The organism is Micromonospora sp. NPDC005174, assembly GCF_040608495.1.
Taxonomy (GTDB): domain Bacteria; phylum Actinomycetota; class Actinomycetes; order Mycobacteriales; family Micromonosporaceae; genus Micromonospora.
In genome coordinates, this window is the sequence record NZ_JBEXIJ010000029.1 from 1 (window position 1) to 21,648 (window position 21,648).

Consider the following 21,648-nt stretch of genomic DNA (forward strand, 5'->3'; position numbering starts at 1 on the left):
GATCACCGCCCAAGCCTCGTCAGTCAGCTCACCACGACGTACCACCGGCACATCGTCAACGATCAACCACTACAAGATCGGCAGGACACGCCCTAGGCTGGCGATCATGCGGATTGGCATCGTGATCCTGCCGGACCAGCGCTGGGCGGAGTCGCAGCACCGCTGGCGGCAGGTCGACGAGTGGGGCTTCGACCACGCGTGGACGTACGACCACCTGGGCTGGCGGGACCTGGTCGACGGCCCCTGGTTCGACTCCATGTCCACACTGACCGCCGCTGCCACGGTGACCAGCCGGATTCGGCTGGGCACGCTCGTGGCGTCGCCCAACTTCCGGCATCCGGCGGCGTTCGTCCGCCAGGTCACCACGGTGGACGACGTCTCGGGAGGTCGGTTGCTGCTCGGCCTGGGCGCGGGGGGCATCGGCTTCGACTCGGCGGTGCTGGGCGGCGAGACGCTGCCGCCGCGTCAGCGGGTCGACCGGTTCGCCGAGTTCACCGAACTACTCGACCTGATCCTGCGCGAGGACGGCACCACCTGGCGTGGTGACTGGTTCGCCGCGGTGGACGCCCGCAACAACCCCGGCTGTGTGCAGCAGCCCCGGGTGCCGTTCGTGGTGGCCGCCAACGGGCCGCGCTCGATGCGGCTGGTGGCCCGCTTCGGGCAGGGCTGGGTGACCACCGGCACCGGCGACGACAACGACCTGGCGAGCTGGTGGGCCAGTGTGTCGAAGCTGTCGGCGCGGATGGACCGGACGCTGGCCGAGGCTGGCCGTGACCCGGCGACGCTGGACCGCTACCTCTCGCTGGACTCCGCGCCGGTGTTCTCGCTGAGCAGCGCGCAGTTCTTCGCCGACCAGGTCGGCCGGGCCGCAGAGCTGGGCTTCACCGACGTGGTGACGCACTGGCCGCGCGCGAGCAGTTGGTACGCCGGCGACGAGGCCGTCCTGGCCGACGTGGCGACCCGACTGCTGCCCGAGCTGCGCCGATGACGCCGGCTCAGGTGCCCAGGTCGCCGGTGGCCACGCCGCCCGCGCCGCCGGACACCAGTCGCAGGCGCAGGCAGACGATCGGGGTGTCGTCGTCGACGGGTGTGCCCAGCCGCGCCCAGTAGGCCGAGTGTCCGGCCCGCCACTCCTCGATCGAACGGTCGCCCTCGCCCTCGGCCCGGGCGAAATCCCAGGGCACGTCGCCGAAGCGGACCACCTCCACGCCGGTGATCTCCACGACACCGGCCAGCGCGTCGTCGTCGTCGACGAGCGCCAACCGTTCGCCGACCCGCTCCAACTCCTCGCCCCCCTGCGCGTACTCGGCAAGCCGACCGGCGGTCGCGGTCTTCACGCCGGCCAACACCAGCGTGTTCAGGGTCGTCCGCAGTTCGCCCGGTGTGCCGAGGGCGAGCGTGCGCAGGTCACCGATCCGAGGCCACATCCTGCCGAGGCTAGGCCAGCGCGGCTGGGCGCGCCGCGGTAATTCGTCCGCGTGGCTCAGATCAGCTGCACGGCGTAGCCAGCGGCGTCGAGCAGCCGTCGGTCACCGGTCGCCGCGTGGGCGTCGAGGACCGCGTCGGCCAGCTTGACCACGTGCGCGTCGCCGTGCCGTGCCGCCCGGGCGAAGACCTCCTCCGGTGTCGCGTCGGTCACCGACGGCGGCGCCACCGCGTCGCTCGGGGCGTACACCGAGGTCACGGCCGCCGTCGCGGCCCAGGCCGCGGCGAGGCTCGGCGCCCAGAGCGCCCGGTCAAGTGCCGGCAGGGTACGCAGCACGGCCGTCGGCGCCGTCACCGCGTGCACCAGCATGACCGGCTCGGCGTGCCCGAAGCGCAGGTAGTCGAGGCCGGCGTGGTGCACGAGCGTGTGGAGCCCACGCTCCGCCTCGGTCGGCGTCCGCGCGGGGCGCAGCGCCGCGAGCGCCGGTTCCCATCGGGGTACGCCCACCAGCCGCCCCAGCCGCTCCCGGATGCCCCCGGTCCGGTCGTCGATCCGGGGCAGCCCGGCCAGCGCGGCGACAACATCCGGGGCGTCGTGGTCAGCGTCGGTGACCGACGGGGCCGGGGCGAGCAGTCGGTCCGCGCCGGTTACCTGCTGCCAACGGGCCGCCCAGTACCCGAGGGCCTGGCCCAGTTCGGTGAGCCGGGGCGGGTTCGCACCGTGCAGGTGCAGGGCGCGTACGGCGTGCCCGACCCGGATCACCCCGTGGGTGGCCCCGGCGGCGATGCCGGGCAGCAGTCGTGGCCACCAGGTGCCGAGCACGTCCCGCCACGGCTGCTCGCGCAGGTGCTGGTCGAAGTACGTCAGCCAGTCTCCGGTCCGCTTCGCGTCGCCCAGCGCCGCCCGCCAGTCGTCGATCGGGCGCAGCCCACGGGGAAGCTCGTCGAGCCGGCCGAGGTAGTCGTCCAGCCAGCGGTGGACCTGTCGCTCGTGCCCGTGCCGGGCCAGCGCCTCGACCGCCATCGGGCCGTGGTTGGAGAGCCAGCCCTCGTATTCGGGGCCGGTGCGGTGGAGCCGTTCGTACGCCTCGTCGAGGATCCCGTCGCTCATCCGTCGATCGTCGAAGATGAAGTGGACTTCAGGTCAACCCGGCAGATCCGTCCCCGCGATCAGGCCGGTGATCCGCAGCGCGGTGGTGGTTTCGGGCGGGCAGTCGACGGCCACCACCGCGGCACCGAGAACCTGTGCGCCGCGCCGGGCGCAGATGTCGTAGAGGGCGTGGATCTGGGCGCCGGTGCGTACCCAGTCGTCCACCACGAGGACCCGGTCCTCGGGGCCGAGGTGCCGGTCCCGTACGGCCAGGTCGACCTGTCGGCCCCGGTAGTCCGGCGGGCTCTGTGCCCAGGTCAGCGGGCCGGCCGGCAACCTACCGTCGCCGGGCTTGTGTGCGGCCACGAAGCCGACCCCGAGGGCGGTCGCGGCCAGTGGTCCGAGCAGCAGGCCGGTGACCGCCGGGGCGAGTACCACCGTCGGCTCGGCTTCCCGGTACGGAGCTACCAGGGCCGGTCCCAGTTCGGCCAGCACGCCCGGATCGCGCCACCAACCGGAGATGTCGCTGACGAGGTGGCTGGCGCCCGGTCCGGGGTCGATCCAGCGGAACAGGGCGGCCAGGCGGCCGGTCAGCTCAGCGGGCATTCGTCCATCGTGCGACACGGGCGCTCGGCGCGTTCGCACCTGGGCCGCTCGACCCACCCCACCTCGGATGATCGGCTATAGCTACCGGGGCAAATACTGGCATACCACCATGATCACGTTGACTTCGGAAGTGCTTCTCTCGTTACGGTCCGACCGGTTTGTTCAGTCGACGAAAGGAACCGGACCGGTGACAGGTAGGCACTCCCGTACCCGCTTCTTCTCCTCTCCGGCGGGCATCGCGGCCACCGCGGCGGTCGGCGTCGCCCTGGCCGTCGGTGGCACGGTCGGTGCCGTCCAGCTCACGTCCGGCTCCGGGCAGTCGGGGCAGGCGGCCCTGGACTTCACCCCGACCACTGCCGGCAGCCCCACCCCCAGCTCCCCGACCGCCTCCCCGAGCGCCAGTGCCACCGCGACGCCGAGCGTGACGGCCAGCCCGTCCGCCAGCCGCTCGCCGCAGGCCGCCTCCCGGGGCAAGGCCCGTACCGCGTCGCCCAAGCCGAGCCCCACCCGGGCGAAGAAGACCACGCCCGCGGTGAAGGTGCTCGACAGCGGTTCGTGCGGCGCGTCCTTCTACTCCGACGGGCAGCTCACCGCCAACGGCGAGTCGTTCAACCCGAACGAGCTGACCGCGGCGCACAAGACCCTGCCGTTCAACACCAAGGTCCGGGTGACCAACCCGAGCAACGGCAAGTCGGTCGTCGTGCGGATCAACGACCGTGGCCCGTTCATCGACGGCCGCTGCCTCGACCTCTCCCGTGCCGCGTTCGCGACGATCGCCTCGGTGGACGTCGGCGCGCTCACCGTGCGCTACGAGGTGCTTGGCTGAGTACATTCGGGAACGCCGATCCGGCCGGAAGCGTGGGCCGGCCGGACAGAACATCCTCGGACGACGGGCCAGGTTCATTCACCCGTTCACGTCGATCAGGCATGCTGTCCCTCGTACCCACGCGACTCCTCCAGTCGGGCCGTAGCCCGCTGAGCCCCGGATCCCGCGCCGGCCTCGGCGCGGCCGTCGTCCTGCTCGCGATCGTCTCGATGCTGGAGCTGGCCGACGGTCGCCGTGCCCACTACGTCGCGCTCCTGGTGGCCGCCCCGCTCCTCGCCGCTGCCCTGGCCGCCTGGCGGGTGGTGCTGGGTGTGGGTGCCGCAGCGACCCTCATCGGGATCGGCTTCGCCCTGACCGACCCGAGAATGGTGCTGGTGACCTCGGTCAACGTGGTCGCCGTCGGGCTGGCGAGCGGGCTGGCCGTGGCGGTGGCCTCGGTACGACAGCGGCAGGCGGAGCAGATCGCCGAGCTGACCAAGCTCGCGTCGGTTGCCCAGCAGGCGGTGCTGCGTCCGCTCGGGCCGCAGGTCGGCATGCTCTCGGTGGCCGGTCGCTACATCTCCTCCACCGCCACGGCCGAGATCGGCGGCGACCTGTACGAGGCGATCGACACGCCGTACGGCGTCCGCATGATCATCGGCGACGTACGTGGCAAGGGGCTGGACGCGGTCCGCCTGGCCAGCATCGTCCTGGGCTCGTATCGGCACGTGGCCTACGAGCGGGCCGACCTGCGTGCCATCGTCGCCGACCTGGACCGCGCGGTGGCCCGCAACGTCGGCGACGAGGATTTCGTGACCGCCGCGCTGGTCGAGGAACGGGGCGGGACGCTCACGATCGTCAACTGCGGCCACCCGTCGCCGCTGCTGCTGCGCCGGGGCGCGGTGATCCCGCTGGAACCGCCCGCGCCGGCCCCGCCGCTCGGGTTCATGCCGGTGGTCCGTCCCCGGGTCGAGCGCCTGGAGCCCGGCGACCGGCTGTTGCTGTTCACCGACGGTCTCGGTGAGGCCCGGCGGGACGGTGAGTTCTTCCCGACCGCCGACCGGGCGTGGCGGCTGCTCGGGCACGGCACGGTCGCCGACGGGCTCGCCTCGCTAGAAACGGCCCTCGTCGAGTGGGTGCACGGACGCCTGGACGACGACATCGCGCTGGTCCTCATGGAGTACGTCGGTTCGCGCACGGGAGTGACGCCGGCCGTGCCGAGCTGGGAAGTCGGCGCCGCCGAGAGCTGAGCGGGGCCAACGCGCGGAAACTGTGTAATCGCCGTCACTCGGGTGATCGGCTTGTCGCTGCCTACCCGCGAGTAATACAGTCGGGGTTACTGATCGGTAACACCTGTCCGGAAGCGGGGCCAGCGAGCATGACCCACTACAAGAGCAACCTTCGGGACCTCGAGTTCAACCTGTTCGAGGTCTTCGGGGCGGACCGGGCGTTCGGCCAGGAGCCGTACTCGGAACTCGACACCGACACGGCCCGGAGTTTCCTCGCCGAGGTGGACCGCCTCGCCCGCGAAGATCTGGCCGCCAGCTACACGGACAGTGACCGCAATCCTCCGGTCTTCGACCCGACCACGCACACCGCGCCGCTGCCGGAGTCGTTCAAGAAGTCCTACCAGGCATTCATGGACTCCGAGTTCTGGCGGCTGGACCTGCCGCCGGCCCTGGGTGGCACCAACGCCCCGCGCGCCCTCTGGTGGGCCCTCGCCGAGTTGGTGCTCGGCGCGAACGCGCCGGTCTGGATGTACTCCTCCGGCCCCTCCTTCGCGCACGTGCTGCACGTCGAGGGCAACGAGCGGCAGAAGGGCTGGGCCAAGCTCTTCATCGACAAGCAGTGGGGCTCCACGATGGTGCTCACCGAGCCGGACGCCGGCTCGGACGTGGGCGCCGGCCGCGCCCGCGCCGTGCAGCAGCCGGACGGTACCTGGCACATCGAGGGCGTCAAGCGTTTCATCACCTCGGCCGAGCACGACCTCAGCGACAACATCGTGCACTATGTGCTGGCCCGCCCGGTGGGTGTGGAGGGCGTGGGCGGTCCCGGCACCAAGGGCCTGTCCCTCTTCGTGGTGCCGAAGTTCCACTTCGACGAGACCACCGGCGAGCTGGGCGAGCGCAACGGCGTCTACGCGACCAACGTCGAGCACAAGATGGGCCTGAAGGTCTCCAACACCTGCGAGGTGACCTTCGGCGAGCACGGCGTACCGGCCAAGGGCTGGCTGCTGGGCGACAGGCACGACGGCATCCGTCAGATGTTCATGATCATCGAGTACGCCCGGATGATGGTCGGCACCAAGGCGATCGCCACGCTCTCGACCGGCTACCTCAACGCCCTGGAGTACGCGAAGAACCGGGTGCAGGGCGCCGACCTGGTCCAGCAGGCCGACAAGACCGCCCCGCGGGTCACCATCACCCACCACCCGGACGTACGGCGCTCGCTGCTGCTGCAGAAGTCGTACGCCGAGGGTCTTCGCGCGCTGGTCCTCTACACGGCCAGTTGGCAGGATCGGGTCGCCATCGCCGAGGCGGCCGGCGACGAGAAGGCCACCAAGCTGGCCAAGCGGGTCAACGACCTGTTGCTGCCGCTGGTCAAGGGCGTCGGCTCGGAGCGGGCGTACGAGCTGCTCGGGCACGAGGCTCTGCAGACCTTCGGCGGCTCCGGCTTCCTCCAGGACTACCCGCTGGAGCAGTACGTCCGGGACGCCAAGATCGACACCCTGTACGAGGGCACGACCGCCATCCAGAGCCTGGACCTGATCTTCCGCAAGATCGTGCGGGACAACGGCAAGGCGCTGATGGCGGTGTCCGGCGAGATCCAGGAGTTCATCTCCAGCGAGGCGGGCAACGGCCAGCTCAAGGAGGAGCGGCAGGCGCTCGGCAAGGCGCTGGCCGAGATCCAGAACATCCTCGGCGTGTTGACCGGCTGGCTTGGCGAGGCGCAGGCCGGTGACGCTCGTGCGCTCTACAAGGTCGGCCTGAGCAGCCGGCGGTTCCTGCTGGCGATCGGTGACCTGGTGGTCGGCTGGCTGCTGCAGAAGCAGGCCGACGTCGCACTCAAGGCCCTCGCCGGCGAGGTCTCCGCCACCGACAAGGCGTTCTACACCGGCAAGGTGGCCGCTGCCCGGTTCTTCGCCCGTGAGGTGCTGCCGCGCCTCGGCGCCGACCGGCGGATCATCGAGGGTGCCGACCTCGACATCATGGACCTCCCGGAGGAGGCCTTCTGACCGTGCCACGGCACGCCTGAGCGGTTCCGGGTCGCACCACCCGGCACCCTCTCGACGGCCGGCGAGGGTTTGCGCCCGCGCCGGCCGTCGTCACGTCTGCGGGCTCTCACGGTCAGCGGTATTCACCAGCCCCGGTCGGGTATGCCGCCGCCGTGGCGGGTAACCCGCCTCGACCACGAAGGGGAACGCCCAGAGCCACCGCACGGGGGAGTGCAGCGCACATGGGTGTAGGAAGCGGCATCTTTCTCATCGCGCTCGGCGCGATCATGACCTTTGCGATCCGGGCCAACGTCTGGTGGATCGACCTGCGCGCGGTCGGCTGGGTGTTCATCCTGGCCGGGCTGGCCGTGCTGCTGACCACCCTCTGGTTCTGGCAGGACCGGCGCAAGCGGGCCCGGACCCTCATCGTCGAGGAGAACCGGCTGTCCCATCCAACGGCGATGATGCCTCCGCCGCCGGACCCTCCGCCGCCGACCGCGCCACCGTCCTGAGCAGGTACGCCTGAGCCACCCGTCGCCGTCCGGCGGGTGGCTCAGCCGCGTGCCGTGTGCCGGTGGGCGATCGGTGCCCCGCCCCGGCCCCACTGGCTCCAGATGGTCGCGCCGCGGTGTACCGCCAGCTCGGCGGTCCGCAGTCCCTCCTCGTCGGCCGTCTCCGGGTCGAGGAACGCGGACAGCAGCGAGACGCCCGGATTGTGGGCGATCAGCAGTACGACCCGAGCCGCCGGATCGGCCGTCCGGACCAGCGCCAACAACTCCTCGGGGTGGGCGTCGTACGCGCCGGGTTCGTAGCGCACGGTCGGGCGGGGACCGGTCGGCCCGCCCTCCGGCGGCGTGCCGGCCATCCCCATCGCCACGCCGTGCCAGGTCTGGCGGGTACGCCGGGCGGTCGAGCAGAGCACCACGTCGGGCAGCAGGTCGTGGTGCGCCAGCCAGGCACCTGCCGCCGCCGCGTCGGCCTCCCCGCGGGCGCTGAGCGGGCGCTGCGCGTCGTCCGTACCCTCGCTGCCCGGCTCGGCCTTCGCGTGCCGGAGCAACACCAGTGTCCGTGTCTCGGCGTGGCTGTCCGTCATGCTCCCAGCTTGCCCGATTGGCGATCTTCCTGCCGGGGTAAGTCGAGGGATGCCGCACCCGCTACCAACGGCCGCGGCGGGCCGTACGCCAGGTTGAGAGCCGAGGAGCGAGACATGGGTATTGGTGCCAGCATCTTCCTGATCGCGCTGGGCGCGATCTTCGCATTTGCCGTGGAGGCCGACCTGGGATGGCTGAACCTGGCCGTGGTCGGCTGGGTGCTGATGCTCGCCGGTGTCGCCGGCCTGCTCACCACCCTCTACTTCTGGAACAGCCGGCGTCGTCCCGTGGTCGCCCCGCCGGTCCGCGAGGACGCCGTGGTGGTCGACCGGGTGGTGCCGGTCCAGGGCGACCAGGTCGTGCAGGAGTACCGCGAGGTGCGTCGGCCGGGTCGCCCGGTCTGACCTGTACCGCGCGAGAGCCGGGGTCCGCAGCGTGGCGGTGCCCCGGCTCTCGCGTCTGCGCGGCGCGACAGAGTCGCGGCATCGGTGGCAGCAGCGGCGCGTCGGGCGGGTCGGGCGGGTCGGGCGGCAGGGCGACACTGCCGCAGGCGTCCTTTGCTCTGCTTCAACAGAGGAAACAGGCGGTGTCCGATTATCGGACGCCGAGCGCTTCCTGGGTTGAAGCAGAGCAAAGGACGCACCAACCATCCTGCGGTGCCCCGGCAGCCCCGGTCGCCCCGGCAGCCGGGCGCAGTTGGGTCGCTGTCCGACGGCTCGCCGGAACGGACTGGCTCAGGCGAACAGCGCGAAGTAGATCGCGACGTGGTGGCACAGCGCGGCCAGCAGCGTGCACGCGTGGAAGAACTCGTGGTGGCCGAACACCGTCGGCCACGGGTTGGGTCGGCGTAGGGCGTAGAACACCGCGCCGACGCTGTAGATGGCACCACCGACGATCAGCAGGACCAACGCCGCGACGCCGCCGCCGTGCAGGATGTCCGGCAGCATGGCCACCGCGACCCACCCGAGCGCCAGGTAGAGCGGCGCGGACACCCAGCGCGGCGCGTGGGGCCAGACGAGCTTCAGCGCCACACCGCCCAGGGCCCCACCCCAGACCAGGGCCAGCATGACGGTGGCCTGCCGGGTCGAGAGCAGCATGGCGCAGAGCGGGGTGTACGTGCCGGCGATGAACACGAAGATCATGCAGTGGTCCATGCGACGCATCACCTGGTAGCCGCGCTCCGACCACACCCGACGGTGGTAGAGGGCGCTGGTGCCGAACAGCCCGCAGACCGTCAGGCTGTAGATGCCGCAGCTCACGAGGGGTGCCCAGCCCGGTCGGCTGGCAGCGATCGAGCAGAGCACGATGCCGGCAACCAGGGCGACGAAGAAGGCGTACGTGTGCAGCCAGCCGCGCATCCGGGGCTTGCCGATGTCGACCGGCTTCAGGCGAAGCGGGGCGGAAGTCGTCACGACCTCAGGTTACGGCACCGTAGGTTACTTTCAAGTAGTCCCGTCGGTGACGCATGGCACGCGCCGATCTTGCAGTTTCGGTGGCTGAGATGAGTGGATAGCTCCTTTTGCCGCCACAGAAAGTGCAAGATCGCGAGGGGTGGAAACGACGTCTGTCGGTGAAGATGAGGCGATGCGGATTCGGCCCGTTGGGGCGCACGCCCTTCTGATCGAGTGCGACGCCTCCACCGGACTGCCCGCGGCTCACCTGGTCGAGGCCTGGCGGGCCGAGTTGTGGCAGCGCCGCGAACGCGGAGACCTGACGGCGGTCGAGATCGTCCCGGCTGCCAACACCGTCCTGCTCGACGGGCTACCAAACCCCGCCGCCACCGCCACCCTGCTGTCCCGCTGGGCACCCACGGTCACCGCCGCCGCGCGCGAAACCACCCGCGCCCACTCCGCCGATCTTGCACTTTCTGTCCCGACAAAACGGCCTGATCGGGTCATGTCGACGGCAGAAACTGCAAGATCGACGCACGGGGCAGGCGCGGAGATCTTCGTGGAGGTTGCGTTCGACGGGCCGGACCTGCCGGTCGTCGCCGAGCACTGGGGCGTCGACGTGCCGGCGGTGCTGCGCCGCCTGACCGGCACCCCGTTCCGGGTCGCGTTCTGCGGCTTCGCCCCCGGCTTCCCCTACCTGACCGGGCTCCCCGCCGAGCTGGCGCTGCCCCGGCTGCCCACCCCGCGCCCCCGGGTGCCGGCCGGCTCGGTCGCCCTGGCCGGCCCGTACGCCGGCATCTATCCCAGCCCGTCCCCCGGCGGCTGGCTGCTGGTCGGCCGGACCGACCTGGCCCTCTTCGACGTCGACGAGGACCCGCCCGCCCGGCTCGGTCCCGGCACCCGCGTGCGGATGGTGGCGGCATGACAGGTGACGCCGAGATCGAGGTGCTGCGTGCCGGGGCGCTCACCACTGTGCAGGACCTCGGCCGGCCCGGCTGGGCGCACCTCGGCGTACCCCGGTCCGGCGCTCTCGACCTGGCCGCCCTGCGGCTCGCCAACCGGCTGGTCGGCAACACCGAGGAGGCCGCCGGCCTGGAGATCACACTGACCGGCTGCGCGCTGCGGCTGACCCGCGCCACCACCGTCGCCATCACCGGCGCGGAGGTGGCCGTCCGGGCCGGGGAGCGGGTGGGTGACACCGGACGCCCGCTCAGCGTGCCCGCCGGCACGGTGCTGCGCGTCGGTCCGGCGCGTCGGGGCGTACGGAGTTGGCTGGCCGTGGCCGGTGGCATCGACGTACCAGCGGTGCTCGGCAGCCGGGCCACCGACACCCTCTCCGGGCTCGGCCCAGCCCCGCTGCGCGACGGCGACCGTCTTCCGCTCGGCTCACCGACCGGAGAGCCCGCGCCGGTGGACGTGACCATCGGCGTGCCACCCGCGCCGGAACTGCGCCTGGCCGTACGCCTCGGTCCCCGCGACGACTGGTTCACTCCGACCGCGCTCGACCGGCTGTTCGGCAGCGCGTACACCGTGAGCCCGGTCAGCAACCGGGTCGGCGCGCGGCTCGCCGGCGCGGCTCTGCCCCGCGCGGTGGCCGGCGAACTGCCCAGCGAGGGCATCGTGCTCGGCGCGGTGCAGGTGCCGGCGGACGGCCAACCGCTGATCTTCCTCGCCGATCATCCGACCACCGGCGGATACCCGGTCATCGGGGTGGTCACCGACGTGACCCCGCTCGCGCAGGCCCGGCCAGGTACTACCGTCAGATTTTATGGACCTCAACGCTGACCTCGGCGAAGGATTCGGCATCTGGCGGCTCGGCGACGACGACGCGCTGCTGGCCCTGGTGACCAGCGCCAACGTGGCCTGCGGTTTCCACGGCGGTGACCCGTCGACGATGCGGCGGGTCTGCGAGGGCGCGGTACGGCACGGCGTCGCGGTGGGCGCGCAGGTCGGCTACCGGGACCTGGCCGGCTTCGGCCGGCGGCGGATCGCGTACGACTTCGCCGAGCTACGCGACGAGATCACCTACCAGTTGGGTGCCCTGGACGCGTTCTGCCGGCTCTTTCGCACCCGGGTGCGATACCTCAAGCCGCACGGCGCGCTGTACCACGCCGCCGCCACCGACGAGTCCCAGGCGGCGGCGGTGGTCGCCGCCGTCAGCGGCCACAATCCCGACCTGCCGGTGCTGTGCCTGCCCGGCTCGACACTCGCTCAACTCGCCGTCGGCGCGGGCCTGCCGGTGGTCGCCGAAGCCTTCGCCGACCGCGGTTACCTGCCCAACGGGTCGCTGGTGCCGCGCGGCACGCCCGGGGCGCTGATCAGCGACCCGGAGGAGGTGGCCACCCGGGCGGTACGGATGGCCACCGAACGGACCGTCGTGGCAGTGGACGGCACCGTGATCCCCTGCCCGGTCGAGTCGATCTGCGTCCACGGCGACACTCCGGGCGCGGTGTCCGCCACCGAGCTGGTACGCGCCAGCCTGATCGACGCCGGCGTCACGGTGGCGCCGTTCGCCTGAGCGCCGGGCGTCGAGCCCGCTGCCCTATGCGTCGAGGCCGCGCAGCACCAGGGGCAGCCGGGTCGCGGCACCGTCGACCACGCGCACCGGAATTCCCCAGTCCTGCCGGGTCAGATGGCAGGCCGCGTGCTCGACGTCCGCGTCGCAGGTCGCCGCCTGGGCCGTGACCTGGAGTACCCCGGCGGTCACGTCGCCGTTGAGCACCAGCCGACGGGACAGCTCGGTGCCCGTGCCACCGCCGTCGAGCAGCAGCTCCGGCGGGGACGCCGACACCACCAGCCGGGTCGACGGCCCGAACGTCTCGTCGAGCTTCTGCCCCGGCGCGGGGGTGAAGACGATGTCCAGCGTGACGTCGCCCGCCGCCACGTCGGTCGGCTTGCGCTCGGTACGGTGCCGAGGGCCGTCCACCGTGCTCGCACCAGCCGCAGACAGCGCGCCGGGTGCGAGTCGGGTCAGCCGGTGCGCGGCCGACTCCACCACCAGCACCTCACCGGACGGGGTGAGCACCAGGTCGCTCGGCTCGGCCAACCCGTCCGCGACCGTGGACACCTGGTTGCTGGCCGGGTCGAAGCGGCGCACCGCGCCGTTGTACGTGTCCGCGATCAGCACCGAGCCGTCCGGCAGCGCACAGACGCCCAGCGGGTGCTGGAGCAGTGCCGACTCGGCCGGCCCGTCCACGTGCCCGAAGTCGAACAGGCCCTGCCCGACGGCGGTTCCCAGCACCCCGTTCTGGACGTACCGGATCGCGCTGGTCTCGCTGTCGGCCACCCAGAGCCGGGAGCCGTCGGCCGAGACGGAGAGCCCCGACGGCTGCGCCATCCAGGCCTCGGCCAGCGGCCCGTCACGCAGCGCCTCGACGGTGGTGCCCGCGTACATGCCGGCGGTCCGCTTGATCGGGTCGAACCACCAGAGCTGGTGGATACCCGCCATCGCGATGATCAGTTTGTCGTCGTACCAGGCCAGGTCCCACGGGGACGAGAGGTCCACCGAGAGCGCGTCGTGGGCGTGGTCGTCGACCGAGGCGCGCCACTGCCGCCCGCTGCCGGCCACGGTGACCACCTCGCCGGACTCCAGCCGTACGCCGCGCAGGAGGTGGTTGACGGTGTCGGCGACCACCAGGTCGTAACCGGCCACCTCGGCGACGTGCGTGGGCAGCAGGCACAGGCCCTGCGGCTCGGAGAAGGTCGCCGAGCCGACCGGCCCGTCGGCCCGACCCCGCTCGCCCGAGCCGATCCGACGCACCAGCGTCTCGCCGTCCGGGGACACCTCGACCAGTGAGTGCCGCGCCGAGTCGGACACCAGCAGGTTGCCGTCCGGCAGCAGCGCCGCCTTGCCCGGGAAGCGCAGTGCCGTCTCCGGCGCCGGCGGCGGAACGTACGGCCCGTCACCCCGGTGCAGGGTGCCCTTGGCCTCGTGGGTCGCGATCAGCTCGTCGATCAGCCGGGCCAGACCCTCGGCGTGACCCTCGCCGGCCATCGTGGCCACCACGTACCCCTCGGGGTCGATCACCGAGAGGGTCGGCCAGGCGCGGGCCGCGTACTGCTGCCACATGTCCAGGTCGGGATCGTCGAGTACGGGGTGGTGCACGCCGTACCGCTCGACGGCGGCGACCAGCGCGTCGGCGTCCTTCTCGTGCTCGAACTTCGGCGAGTGCACGCCGATCACGACGAGCACGTCGCCGTACTTCTCCTCCAGCGGGCGGAGCTCGTCGAGTACGTGCAGGCAGTTGATGCAGCAGAAGGTCCAGAAATCGGCAAGGACGATCTTGCCGCGCAGGTCCTGCAGGGTCAGGTCCTTGCCGCCGGTGTTGAGCCACTGCCGGCCCCGAAGCTCAGGTGCCCGTACGCGCGCTGTCGTTCCCATGCCTGCCAGCCTGCCACGCCCCGCAGCCCCGGCCACGGGCACCGCCCCAAACCGCTCAGCGCCAGCGGATCATGCGTTGGGCCCCGGACGCGGAGCGGCGGGGCCACGGTTGTCCGTGACCCCGCCGTCGGCGGTCCTACTTGGTTGCCGGCTTGAGGCAGAGCACCCGGTTGGTGCCCTCGCCGGGCAGCACCACGTGGGGCTGAGCCGGGTCGGCGCACTTGTCCTTCGCGTCCACCTTGGAGACGATCGTGAACGCCCCCGCCTCGGTGCAGTTCACCGCCGAGGCGCCCTGGCCGACCTGCTTGACGCAGGTGCCGACCGCAGGGTCGAAGGCCGGCGTTTTGTCCGCCCCACCGAACTTGCCGAGCAGCATCAGCAGGCCGAGCGGCACCGCCAGGATGAGCACGGCGGCGATCAGCACCGCGGCCAGAACCCGTCCGTTGCGCACCTTCGGCACGGGCGGCTCGGCCTTGGGCTCCTCCTCCGCGTCCGGCTTGAACGCGTCGAACCGTCCCTGGTCCGATCCGGTGGCCTCCTGACCCCAGGCCGGCGCGGACTGCGGCGGCGGGAAGGCCGGGAACTGCGCGCCCGGTGCCTGCTCGCCGGCCGGCCCGCCGAAGCCCGCAGCGCCGCTCACCGCAGCGACCCCGGAGGCCGGTGCACCCGGGCCGAACGGGTCGGCCGGACGTTCACCGCCGGACTGCGGTCGAACCCCGTTCATCGGCCGGTTGTTGCCCGGTGCGTCGACGAAGGAGGGCACACCGGGCGGGAACGCCGGCGGCGCGGCGGCGGCCGCGGAGGGCTCACCGAAGGCGTTGGGCGCGGACGACCGGTCGGACTGCGAGTCGTCGCCCCAACCGGGGAAGCCTTGCCGCTCCGACCCGTTCTGCCAGTCCGGCGGACCCTGACGCTCCGGCGCCTGCTGCCAGTCCGGTGCGCTCGGGCGACCGGCGTCCTGCTGCCAGTCAGGCATGCTCGGGCGCTCCGGCGCCTGCTGCCAGTCCGGTGCGGCCGGGCGGCCGGCATCTTGCTGCCAGTCGGGGGTGCTCGGGCGGCCGGCGTCCTGCTGCCAGTCCGGTGCGCTCGAACGGCCGGCGTCCTGCTGCCAGTCGGGCATGCCCGGGTGCTCGGGGCTCGGGTCGGCCTGGAACGCCTCCGGGCCCGCCTGCTCCGGCTCGTCGTCCTCGGGCCGGGCCGGACGGCCGTACACCCGGGGTTGGGGCGTGGCGGCGCTGGCCGGCCGCATGGCCTGGTCGGTCGGGGGCATCACCCGGCTGGCCAGCGGCACCGAGGCGCTCGCGGAGGCACGGCCCGCCGCTCCGGCGGCCGATTCGGCGTCCGACACCGGTACGACCGCGCGGCCCGCGCCGGCCTCCGGGGACGTACGCGGAGAAGGCACCACGGCGGCACCCGCCGACGCCTCCTCGGCGCGGCCCCAGGCGGCGGGCTCGGCGGCGTCCGGGGTGTCCCGCTCGGGGTATGCCGGCTGCTCAGGGATCGGGGCGTACGGCGTCGAGGGCACGAAGTCGGCCGGCGGGGCGGCGGCGAGGCTGGCACCCGGTACGCGCTGCTCCTGCGGGGGCAGCGGCACGGCGTTGGCGGGTGAGATGCCGGGTGCGGGTGCGGGCTGGTAGACCGGCGGCTCGTCGCCCCGGTCGGCGTCCCAGCCGCCGCGTGCCTGTGCGGAGGCCTCCGCCTCGGCGCGGCCCCACACCTCGCCCGGTGACCACGGCTCGATTGCCGCGACGCCAGGGCTGGCCTGCGGCGGGTTGTCCGGGCCGGCGGCGGCCCACCCGGGCGTCGGGTCGCTGCTGGGCACGCTGACGCTGGCCCGGGCGGACGCGGGGCCGGACTGCTCGGCCTGGGGCCATGCGGTCGGTTCCGGACGCTCGGCGGGCTGGTCCTGGGGCGGGAGCACCCAGTCCGGCTGCTGCGGACGGCTCTCCGCGCCGCCCCACGTCGTGGGCTGCGGGGCATCGTCCTGCGCCGGCCAGTTGGCGGCCGGGACCTGGGCCGCGCCGCGCGCCCCGGCCGACTCGGCCTGCGCCCAGCCAGGAGACGCCTGCTCGGCGGGCTGGCCCCAGGTCTGGGGTGCCTGCTCGGCCGGCGTCCACACGGGCTGGTCCTCCCGTGCCGCGGCCGCTCCGACGGCCCAGCCGCCCGACCCCGACGGGTCGTCCTGCTGGGCGGGTACGCCAGCGCGGCCGGCGGGCTGCGCCGGCTCGGGGTGCCACTCCGGGGCCGGCGGGCTGGCCTGGCCTGCGCCGGCTGCCCATCCGCCGGAGCGGGACGGGTCGTCCTGGGCGGGCCACGCGGTGGTGGCCGGGGGCACCTGGGCTGCGCCTCGCGCGGCCGGCTGGGCCTGCGCCCAGTCGGGCTGCTGCTCGGCAGAGGCGGCGGGCCAGGCGGGGGCGGCCTGCTCGGGCGGCGTCCAGCCCTGCTGCGGCGGAGTCCACTGGGCGGGTTGGGCCGGCTCGGATGGACCACCGGCGGCCCACGCGGGCTGCGCGGGATCGCTGAGCTGAGGTGCGGCGGCCGCATCCCAGGCGGGATTCGGCTGCTGCTCGGCCTGGGTGGCCCAGGACGGGTTCGGCCGGGCGGGTGGCGGGGGTGGTGCCCAGCCCAGGTCGGGGCCGGTGGCGTTGTAGCCGTTGTCCGGCTGCGCCGGGCGGTCGCCGTACGGCGCCGGTCCGCCGGCGCCCGGCGACACCTCGTCCGGCTCCTGGCCGGGACGGTGCGGGCCCTCGGACGTCATGGGTGCGCCTCCTCCATCACATGTCGGCCGCCGGTGCCGATCGTCTCCTCGGCATGGTTGCCGGCGTCACCGGCGTACCGCCGTGCCGGCTCCCCGCACCGTATCCGGTGGCCCCTTGGGGCGTCCAAGGAGCACCGGTCGTCACTGCCCGTCGCCGGCTGGCGTCGAGCAGCTTCTATCGGCTCGGCGTCGGCCGGGCCGGCGGGCGGCGACCGAAGCCCACCGTACCGGGCGCTGCGGCAGGGCGGAATCCCGGTGTCACGTGCTGGCGTCCCGGTGTGAACTGCGGGCGGAATGCCGATGGCCCACCCGGTGAGCCGGGTGGGCCATCGATCTGGAGGAGGTGAGGAAAGTCGTGGAGCGTCAGCTCATGTGACGCTGGGCGATGACGAGAAGCTCCTCGCGAACGGCCGGCGAAGTCGCCGAGCGCAGCGCGTGCTCGATGGCACGCGCGCGGCGGTTGGCGTCGCGGTGGTTGCGGATTCGCTCGATCATGCTGCTCATTGCTGGGTCCCCCTGGCTATTCGGTTGTCGGCCCCTGATGTGTCTATTCAACAGCAGAAGCCGGCCAACTTCCATCGATTATTAGGTGAGCTGAGACACTTGCCTAACAATCAAAGGTCAACAGGGCTCGCGGCCGACGGTTCCGTCGCCCAACAGACACGGCCGGTGTGCCGGGCGTTAACCCGTGGCACACCGGCCGTGGCTGGCGTTGCGGACCGGTCAGGTCCAGGCGAGCAGCGCCGCCTCGGGGTCGGCGAGGAAGTCCCCGATGTCGCGCAGGAACTTCGAGCCCAGCTCACCGTCGATGATCCGGTGGTCGAAGCTCAGCCCCAGCGTGGTGACCTGACGGGGCTTGACCTTGCCCTTGTGCACCCAGGGCATCTCCCGCACCGCGCCGAAGGCGAGGATCGCCGACTCACCAGGCGGCAGGATCGGCGTCCCGGTGTCCACCCCGAACACCCCGACGTTGGTGATGGTCAGGGTGCCGCCCGACATGTCCGCGGGCGAGGTGCGGCCGGACTTCGCCGTCTGCACCAGGTTGTTCAGCGCGTCCGCCAACTCCCGCAGGGGGAGCCGGCCGGCGTCCTTGACGTTCGGCACGATCAGACCGCGCTCGGTGGCCGCCGCGATGCCGAGGTTCACGTACTCCTTGACCACGATCTCGTCGCCCGCCCAGGTCGAGTTGACCATGGGGTGACGCTTGACGGCCAGCAGCACGGCCTTCGCCACCAGGAGCAACGGCGAGACCCGTACCTCGCGCCACTCCCGCCGGCCCCGCAGGCGCTCCAGGGCCTTCATCGCCCGGGTCACGTCGACGGTCAGGAACTCCGTCACGTGTGGGGCGGTGAACGCCGAGCGGGACATGTTCTCGGCGGTGAGCTTGCGGACCCCCTTGACCGGGATGCGCTGCTCACGGTCCGCGCCGAAGCTCGCGGCGCTCGTCGCGGTCGAGGTGGCGATGATCGGCTCGGCCGCCGCCGTGGCCCCGCTCAGCGCCTGCTGTACGTCCTCCCGGGTGATCGAGCCCAACGGCCCCGACCCGGTCAGCGTCCGCAGGTCGACCCCGAGATCCTTGGCAAGCTTGCGCACCGGCGGCTTGGCCAACACCCCCGCCGCGACTGCCCCGACCGCCCCGCCGCGTCGATCATGGACGTGTGGTGCCGGAATCGTGGGAGTACCAGCCGGCTTGTCACCCACCACAACTCCATGATCGACCCCAGCGGGGGCCACGGTGGTCGCGGTCTGCGCCGGAACGGCGCCCTTGCGGGGGCGGCGCTTCGCGCTGGTCGTACGCGGGCCGTAGCCGACCAGCACCGCCGTCCGCCCGCCCGGGGCCGCACCGCCGATCAGGCCGGGCTCGATCATGCCCTCGGCCGGTGCCACCTCCACCGCCGCCAGCGACGCCGCCGACGGAGTGGGCAGGTCACCGTCGGGCGTGGCCGTGGTGGACGGGGTGTCCAGCGGGCCCGCGCCCGGGTCGGTGTCGATCGCGATGATCGGCGTACCGACCTCGACCGTGGTGCCCTCCGGGTGGTGGATGGCCTGCACCTGCCCGGCCCACTTCGCCGGGATCTCCACCGCCGCCTTGGCCGTCTCGACCTCGACGATCGGCTGGTTCAGCTCGATCGTGTCGCCGACCTTGACCAGCCAGGCCAGGATCTCGCCCTCGGTCAGCCCCTCGCCCAGGTCGGGCAGGTTGAACGTCTTGATCCGGGACATGTCACTCACCAGCCGAAGGTGCGGTCGACAGCGTCGAGCACCCGGTCGAGGTCGGGCAGGTATTCCTCTTCCACCCGAGCGGCCGGGTAGGGGGTGTCGAACCCGGTAACCCGTAGCACCGGCGACTCCAGCGAGTAGAAGCACTCCTCGGTGATCCGCGCGGCCAGCTCGGCGCCCAGACCGATGTTCGACGGCGCTTCGTGCACCACCACCGCGCGTCCGGTGCGCTTCACCGACTCGTACACCGCGCCCAGGTCCAGCGGCGACAGCGTGCGCAGGTCGATGACCTCCAACTCCCGGCCGTCCTCGGCGGCGGCCGTCGCCGCCTCCAGGCACGTGCGGACCATCGGGCCGTACGCCAGCACCGTCGCGTCCGTGCCGGGCCGCACCACCCGGGCCGAATGCAGGGGGTACGCGTCGGACAGCGGCGCGTCCAGGTCGACCTGGCCCTTCTCCCAGTAGCGCCGCTTGGGCTCCAGGAAGACGATCGGGTCGTCCGAGGCGATGGCCTGCTGGATCATCACGTACGCGTCCTGCGGGTTGGCGCAGGACACCACCTTCAGGCCGGCGGTGTGCGCGAAGTACGCCTCCGGCGACTCGGAGTGGTGCTCCACCGCGCCGATGCCGCCACCGAACGGAATTCGGATGACCATCGGGATGCTGAGCTTGCCGCCCGACCGGTAGTGCATCTTCGCCACCTGCGACACGATCTGGTCGTACGCGGGGTAGACGAAGCCGTCGAACTGGATCTCGCAGACCGGCCGGTAGCCGCGGATGGCCAGGCCGACGGCGGTGCCGATGATGCCGGACTCGGCCAACGGGGTGTCGATCACCCGCTGGTCACCGAAGTCCTTCTGGAGCCCGTCGGTGATCCGGAAGACGCCGCCGAGCTTGCCGACGTCCTCGCCCATGATGATGACCTTGGGGTCGGTCTCCAGGGCGCGGCGCAGGCCGGTGTTGAGGGCCTTGCCGAGGGTGAGCGTCTCCGTGGCCATCAGTGGGCGCTCCCCTCGAACGACTCCATGTAGCGGTTGAACTGCGCACGCTGCTCGTCGAGCAGCGGCGACCCGTTGGGGTAGACGTGGTCGAACATCGTCACCGGCTCCGGGTCGGGCATGGTGAGTACGCGCTCGCGCAGGTGTACCGCCTCGCGGCGGGCCTGCTCGTCGACCTCGGCGAAGAAGGCCGCGTCGGCGATCTGCTGCCTCTCCAGGAAGGTCCGGACCCGGAGGATCGGGTCCTTCGCCTGCCACGACTCCACCTCGCTGGCGATCCGGTAGCGGGTCGGATCGTCGGAGGTGGTGTGCGCGCCCATCCGGTAGGTGTACGCCTCGATCAGGCTCGGCCCCTGCCCGTGCCGGGCGTTGTCCAGCGCCGTGCGGGTGACCGCGTACGACGCCAGCACGTCGTTGCCGTCCACCCGTACGCCGGGGAAGCCGAAGCCGGCGGCCCGCTGGTAGAGCGGGACGCGGGTCTGCCGCTCCAGCGGCTCGGAGATCGCGTACTGGTTGTTCTGGCAGAAGAAGACCAGCGGCGCGTTGAACACGCTGGCCCAGACGAACGCCTCGTTGACGTCGCCCTGGCTGGTCGCCCCGTCGCCGAAGTAGGCGATCGCGGCCTCGCCGTCGTCGGTGCCGACCTTGCCGTCCATGGTGATGCCCATGGCGTACCCGGTCGCGTGCAGGGTCTGCGCGCCGATGACGATCGTGTACATGTTGAACTTGAACTCGTTCGGGTCCCAGCCGCCCTGGTCGACGCCGCGGAACAGGCCGAGCGGCATGATCGGATCGATGCCCCGGCAGTAGAGGACCCCGTGCTCCCGGTACGTCGGGAAGGCCATGTCCTGGGTCCGCAGCGCGCGTCCGGAGCCGACCTGCGCGGCCTCCTGGCCGAGCAGGCTGGCCCAGAGGCCCAGCTCGCCCTGCCGCTGGAGCGCGGTCGCCTCGGCGTCCAACTTGCGGACCAGCACCAGGTCGCGGTAGAGCCCGCGGTACTCCTCGTCGGAGAAGTCGACGCGGTACTCGGTGCCGTCCGGCCCGGTGGCGCTGTCGATCCGCTCGCCTTCGGGGGTGAGCAGCTGCACCAGCTCGGGATCGCCGGTCGCGCCCTTCTTGGAGCGGGAAGCTGCCCGCCTGCTGCGGGTGGTGCCCCCGGGGTCGCCCTTTGCCATCGGTCTCTCCCTGTCGTGTCTGCGTCGGCACCGGGGGGTCACCCGGCCACGCAACTCGTGCGCCTGTCCGGCTGCTGCCGGACCGGTTCCTGGCGGCCGCGCCTAGCCCGGGTGGGGGTTGCCGCGCGGCGTGAGCCGGGTTCTGGCCGAACCCGGATCGGGAGCGCCGGCGCCGGGCCGCGTCTGCCGCAGGGGTGCGCGGAGGTCGCGGCTGCGTTGCCGTCGTGTTCCATATTCGCAGAGCAGGTGAGCGCGCCCACAGTACGCCCGGCCCGCATTCCGACCGTCCACGGTTTGCTGGCGTTTGTCGTCATCGTGCCGTAGCGCGTCCACCGGGAGTTCCGGTACTGATTCGTCACCGTTCGGTCAGTGTCGCGTGTCGACACGCGGTGGGTGTTGGCTGACGGACGGTAACTGGACGAGGCTGATTACCGCAGGATCGTGCCGATCGGGTGATTGGCCGGGATTGACCCCCGGCCGTCACCCCGTGCGAC

Annotated in this window: 20 protein-coding genes; 9 read left to right on the top strand and 11 right to left on the bottom strand. The window is 72.3% G+C overall.

Annotated elements, in window-relative coordinates:
- Positions 1-106 precede the first annotated feature (106 nt).
- The gene (locus ABZU91_RS25725; RefSeq protein WP_355245393.1) at positions 107-988 is read left to right on the top strand and encodes an LLM class flavin-dependent oxidoreductase; all 882 of its coding nucleotides are present in this window, start codon (positions 107-109) and stop codon (positions 986-988) included.
- A 7-nt stretch (positions 989-995) separates the two neighbouring features.
- On the opposite strand, the gene ABZU91_RS25730 is transcribed toward ABZU91_RS25725, so the two are convergent.
- From ABZU91_RS25730 to ABZU91_RS25740, 3 genes are read right to left on the bottom strand one after another with little or no spacing between them, the layout of a single operon-like run.
- Positions 996-1,427, bottom strand: coding sequence for an ASCH domain-containing protein (locus ABZU91_RS25730; RefSeq protein WP_355245396.1), 432 nt, complete (start codon positions 1,425-1,427; stop codon positions 996-998).
- A 56-nt stretch (positions 1,428-1,483) separates the two neighbouring features.
- Positions 1,484-2,536, bottom strand: coding sequence for a hypothetical protein (locus ABZU91_RS25735; protein ID WP_355245399.1), 1,053 nt, complete (start codon positions 2,534-2,536; stop codon positions 1,484-1,486).
- Positions 2,537-2,569: 33 nt separating this feature from the next.
- Positions 2,570-3,121 (bottom strand): phosphoribosyltransferase family protein, encoded by a 552-nt coding sequence (locus tag ABZU91_RS25740; protein WP_355245402.1) that lies wholly within the window; start codon positions 3,119-3,121, stop codon positions 2,570-2,572.
- Between the two features lie 187 nt (positions 3,122-3,308).
- Between ABZU91_RS25740 and ABZU91_RS25745 the strand changes: the two genes are divergently transcribed.
- The 4 genes from ABZU91_RS25745 to ABZU91_RS25760 all read left to right on the top strand — a co-directional run bounded on the left by ABZU91_RS25745 (position 3,309) and on the right by ABZU91_RS25760 (position 7,652).
- Positions 3,309-3,947, top strand: a complete 639-nt coding sequence (locus tag ABZU91_RS25745; RefSeq protein ID WP_355245405.1) for a septal ring lytic transglycosylase RlpA family protein — start codon at positions 3,309-3,311, stop codon at positions 3,945-3,947.
- Between the two features lie 101 nt (positions 3,948-4,048).
- Positions 4,049-5,176: a PP2C family protein-serine/threonine phosphatase gene (locus tag ABZU91_RS25750; RefSeq protein WP_355245408.1), complete on the top strand. Its 1,128-nt coding sequence runs from the start codon at positions 4,049-4,051 to the stop codon at positions 5,174-5,176.
- 128 nt (positions 5,177-5,304) lie between these two features.
- Complete coding sequence (locus ABZU91_RS25755; RefSeq protein ID WP_355245411.1) at positions 5,305-7,161, top strand: acyl-CoA dehydrogenase; 1,857 nt, start codon at positions 5,305-5,307, stop codon at positions 7,159-7,161.
- Positions 7,162-7,382: 221 nt separating this feature from the next.
- Positions 7,383-7,652 (top strand): DUF6458 family protein, encoded by a 270-nt coding sequence (locus ABZU91_RS25760; protein WP_007454197.1) that lies wholly within the window; start codon positions 7,383-7,385, stop codon positions 7,650-7,652.
- Positions 7,653-7,693: 41 nt separating this feature from the next.
- Here the strand turns inward: ABZU91_RS25760 and ABZU91_RS25765 are convergent, their stop codons facing one another.
- Positions 7,694-8,233: a histidine phosphatase family protein gene (locus ABZU91_RS25765; protein WP_355245414.1), complete on the bottom strand. Its 540-nt coding sequence runs from the start codon at positions 8,231-8,233 to the stop codon at positions 7,694-7,696.
- Positions 8,234-8,347: 114 nt separating this feature from the next.
- Between ABZU91_RS25765 and ABZU91_RS25770 the strand changes: the two genes are divergently transcribed.
- A complete protein-coding gene (locus ABZU91_RS25770; RefSeq protein ID WP_355245417.1) occupies positions 8,348-8,635 on the top strand; it encodes a DUF6458 family protein in 288 nt (95 codons plus the stop codon).
- Between the two features lie 330 nt (positions 8,636-8,965).
- On the opposite strand, the gene ABZU91_RS25775 is transcribed toward ABZU91_RS25770, so the two are convergent.
- A complete protein-coding gene (locus tag ABZU91_RS25775) occupies positions 8,966-9,643 on the bottom strand; it encodes a hemolysin III family protein (RefSeq protein WP_355245420.1) in 678 nt (225 codons plus the stop codon).
- Between the two features lie 172 nt (positions 9,644-9,815).
- Between ABZU91_RS25775 and ABZU91_RS25780 the strand changes: the two genes are divergently transcribed.
- Genes ABZU91_RS25780 through ABZU91_RS25790 form a run of 3 tightly spaced genes read left to right on the top strand, consistent with a single transcriptional unit; the run spans position 9,816 to position 12,140 of the window.
- Positions 9,816-10,547 (top strand): allophanate hydrolase subunit 1, encoded by a 732-nt coding sequence (locus tag ABZU91_RS25780; protein ID WP_355245423.1) that lies wholly within the window; start codon positions 9,816-9,818, stop codon positions 10,545-10,547.
- A complete protein-coding gene (locus ABZU91_RS25785) occupies positions 10,544-11,407 on the top strand; it encodes a biotin-dependent carboxyltransferase family protein (RefSeq protein ID WP_355245426.1) in 864 nt (287 codons plus the stop codon). Before ABZU91_RS25780 ends, ABZU91_RS25785 begins: the two co-directional genes overlap by 4 nt.
- Positions 11,391-12,140: a 5-oxoprolinase subunit PxpA gene (locus ABZU91_RS25790; RefSeq protein ID WP_355245429.1), complete on the top strand. Its 750-nt coding sequence runs from the start codon at positions 11,391-11,393 to the stop codon at positions 12,138-12,140. Before ABZU91_RS25785 ends, ABZU91_RS25790 begins: the two co-directional genes overlap by 17 nt.
- 24 nt (positions 12,141-12,164) lie before the next feature.
- Here ABZU91_RS25790 and ABZU91_RS25795 read toward each other — a convergent pair whose 3' ends face one another.
- The 6 genes from ABZU91_RS25795 to pdhA all read right to left on the bottom strand — a co-directional run bounded on the left by ABZU91_RS25795 (position 12,165) and on the right by pdhA (position 21,154).
- Positions 12,165-14,003, bottom strand: a complete 1,839-nt coding sequence (locus tag ABZU91_RS25795; RefSeq protein WP_355245432.1) for an NHL domain-containing thioredoxin family protein — start codon at positions 14,001-14,003, stop codon at positions 12,165-12,167.
- A gap of 136 nt (positions 14,004-14,139) precedes the next feature.
- A complete protein-coding gene (locus ABZU91_RS25800) occupies positions 14,140-16,761 on the bottom strand; it encodes a hypothetical protein (protein ID WP_355245435.1) in 2,622 nt (873 codons plus the stop codon).
- 363 nt (positions 16,762-17,124) lie between these two features.
- Entirely contained in the window at positions 17,125-17,265 is a 141-nt protein-coding gene (locus ABZU91_RS25805) for a hypothetical protein (RefSeq protein ID WP_355245438.1), read from the bottom strand.
- 219 nt (positions 17,266-17,484) lie between these two features.
- Entirely contained in the window at positions 17,485-18,993 is a 1,509-nt protein-coding gene (locus ABZU91_RS25810) for a dihydrolipoamide acetyltransferase family protein (RefSeq protein ID WP_355245441.1), read from the bottom strand.
- Positions 18,990-19,979, bottom strand: a complete 990-nt coding sequence (locus ABZU91_RS25815) for an alpha-ketoacid dehydrogenase subunit beta (RefSeq protein WP_355245444.1) — start codon at positions 19,977-19,979, stop codon at positions 18,990-18,992. Before ABZU91_RS25815 ends, ABZU91_RS25810 begins: the two co-directional genes overlap by 4 nt.
- Entirely contained in the window at positions 19,979-21,154 is a 1,176-nt protein-coding gene (pdhA, locus tag ABZU91_RS25820; RefSeq protein ID WP_355245447.1) for a pyruvate dehydrogenase (acetyl-transferring) E1 component subunit alpha, read from the bottom strand. Before pdhA ends, ABZU91_RS25815 begins: the two co-directional genes overlap by 1 nt.
- Between the last annotated feature and the right edge of the window lie 494 nt (positions 21,155-21,648).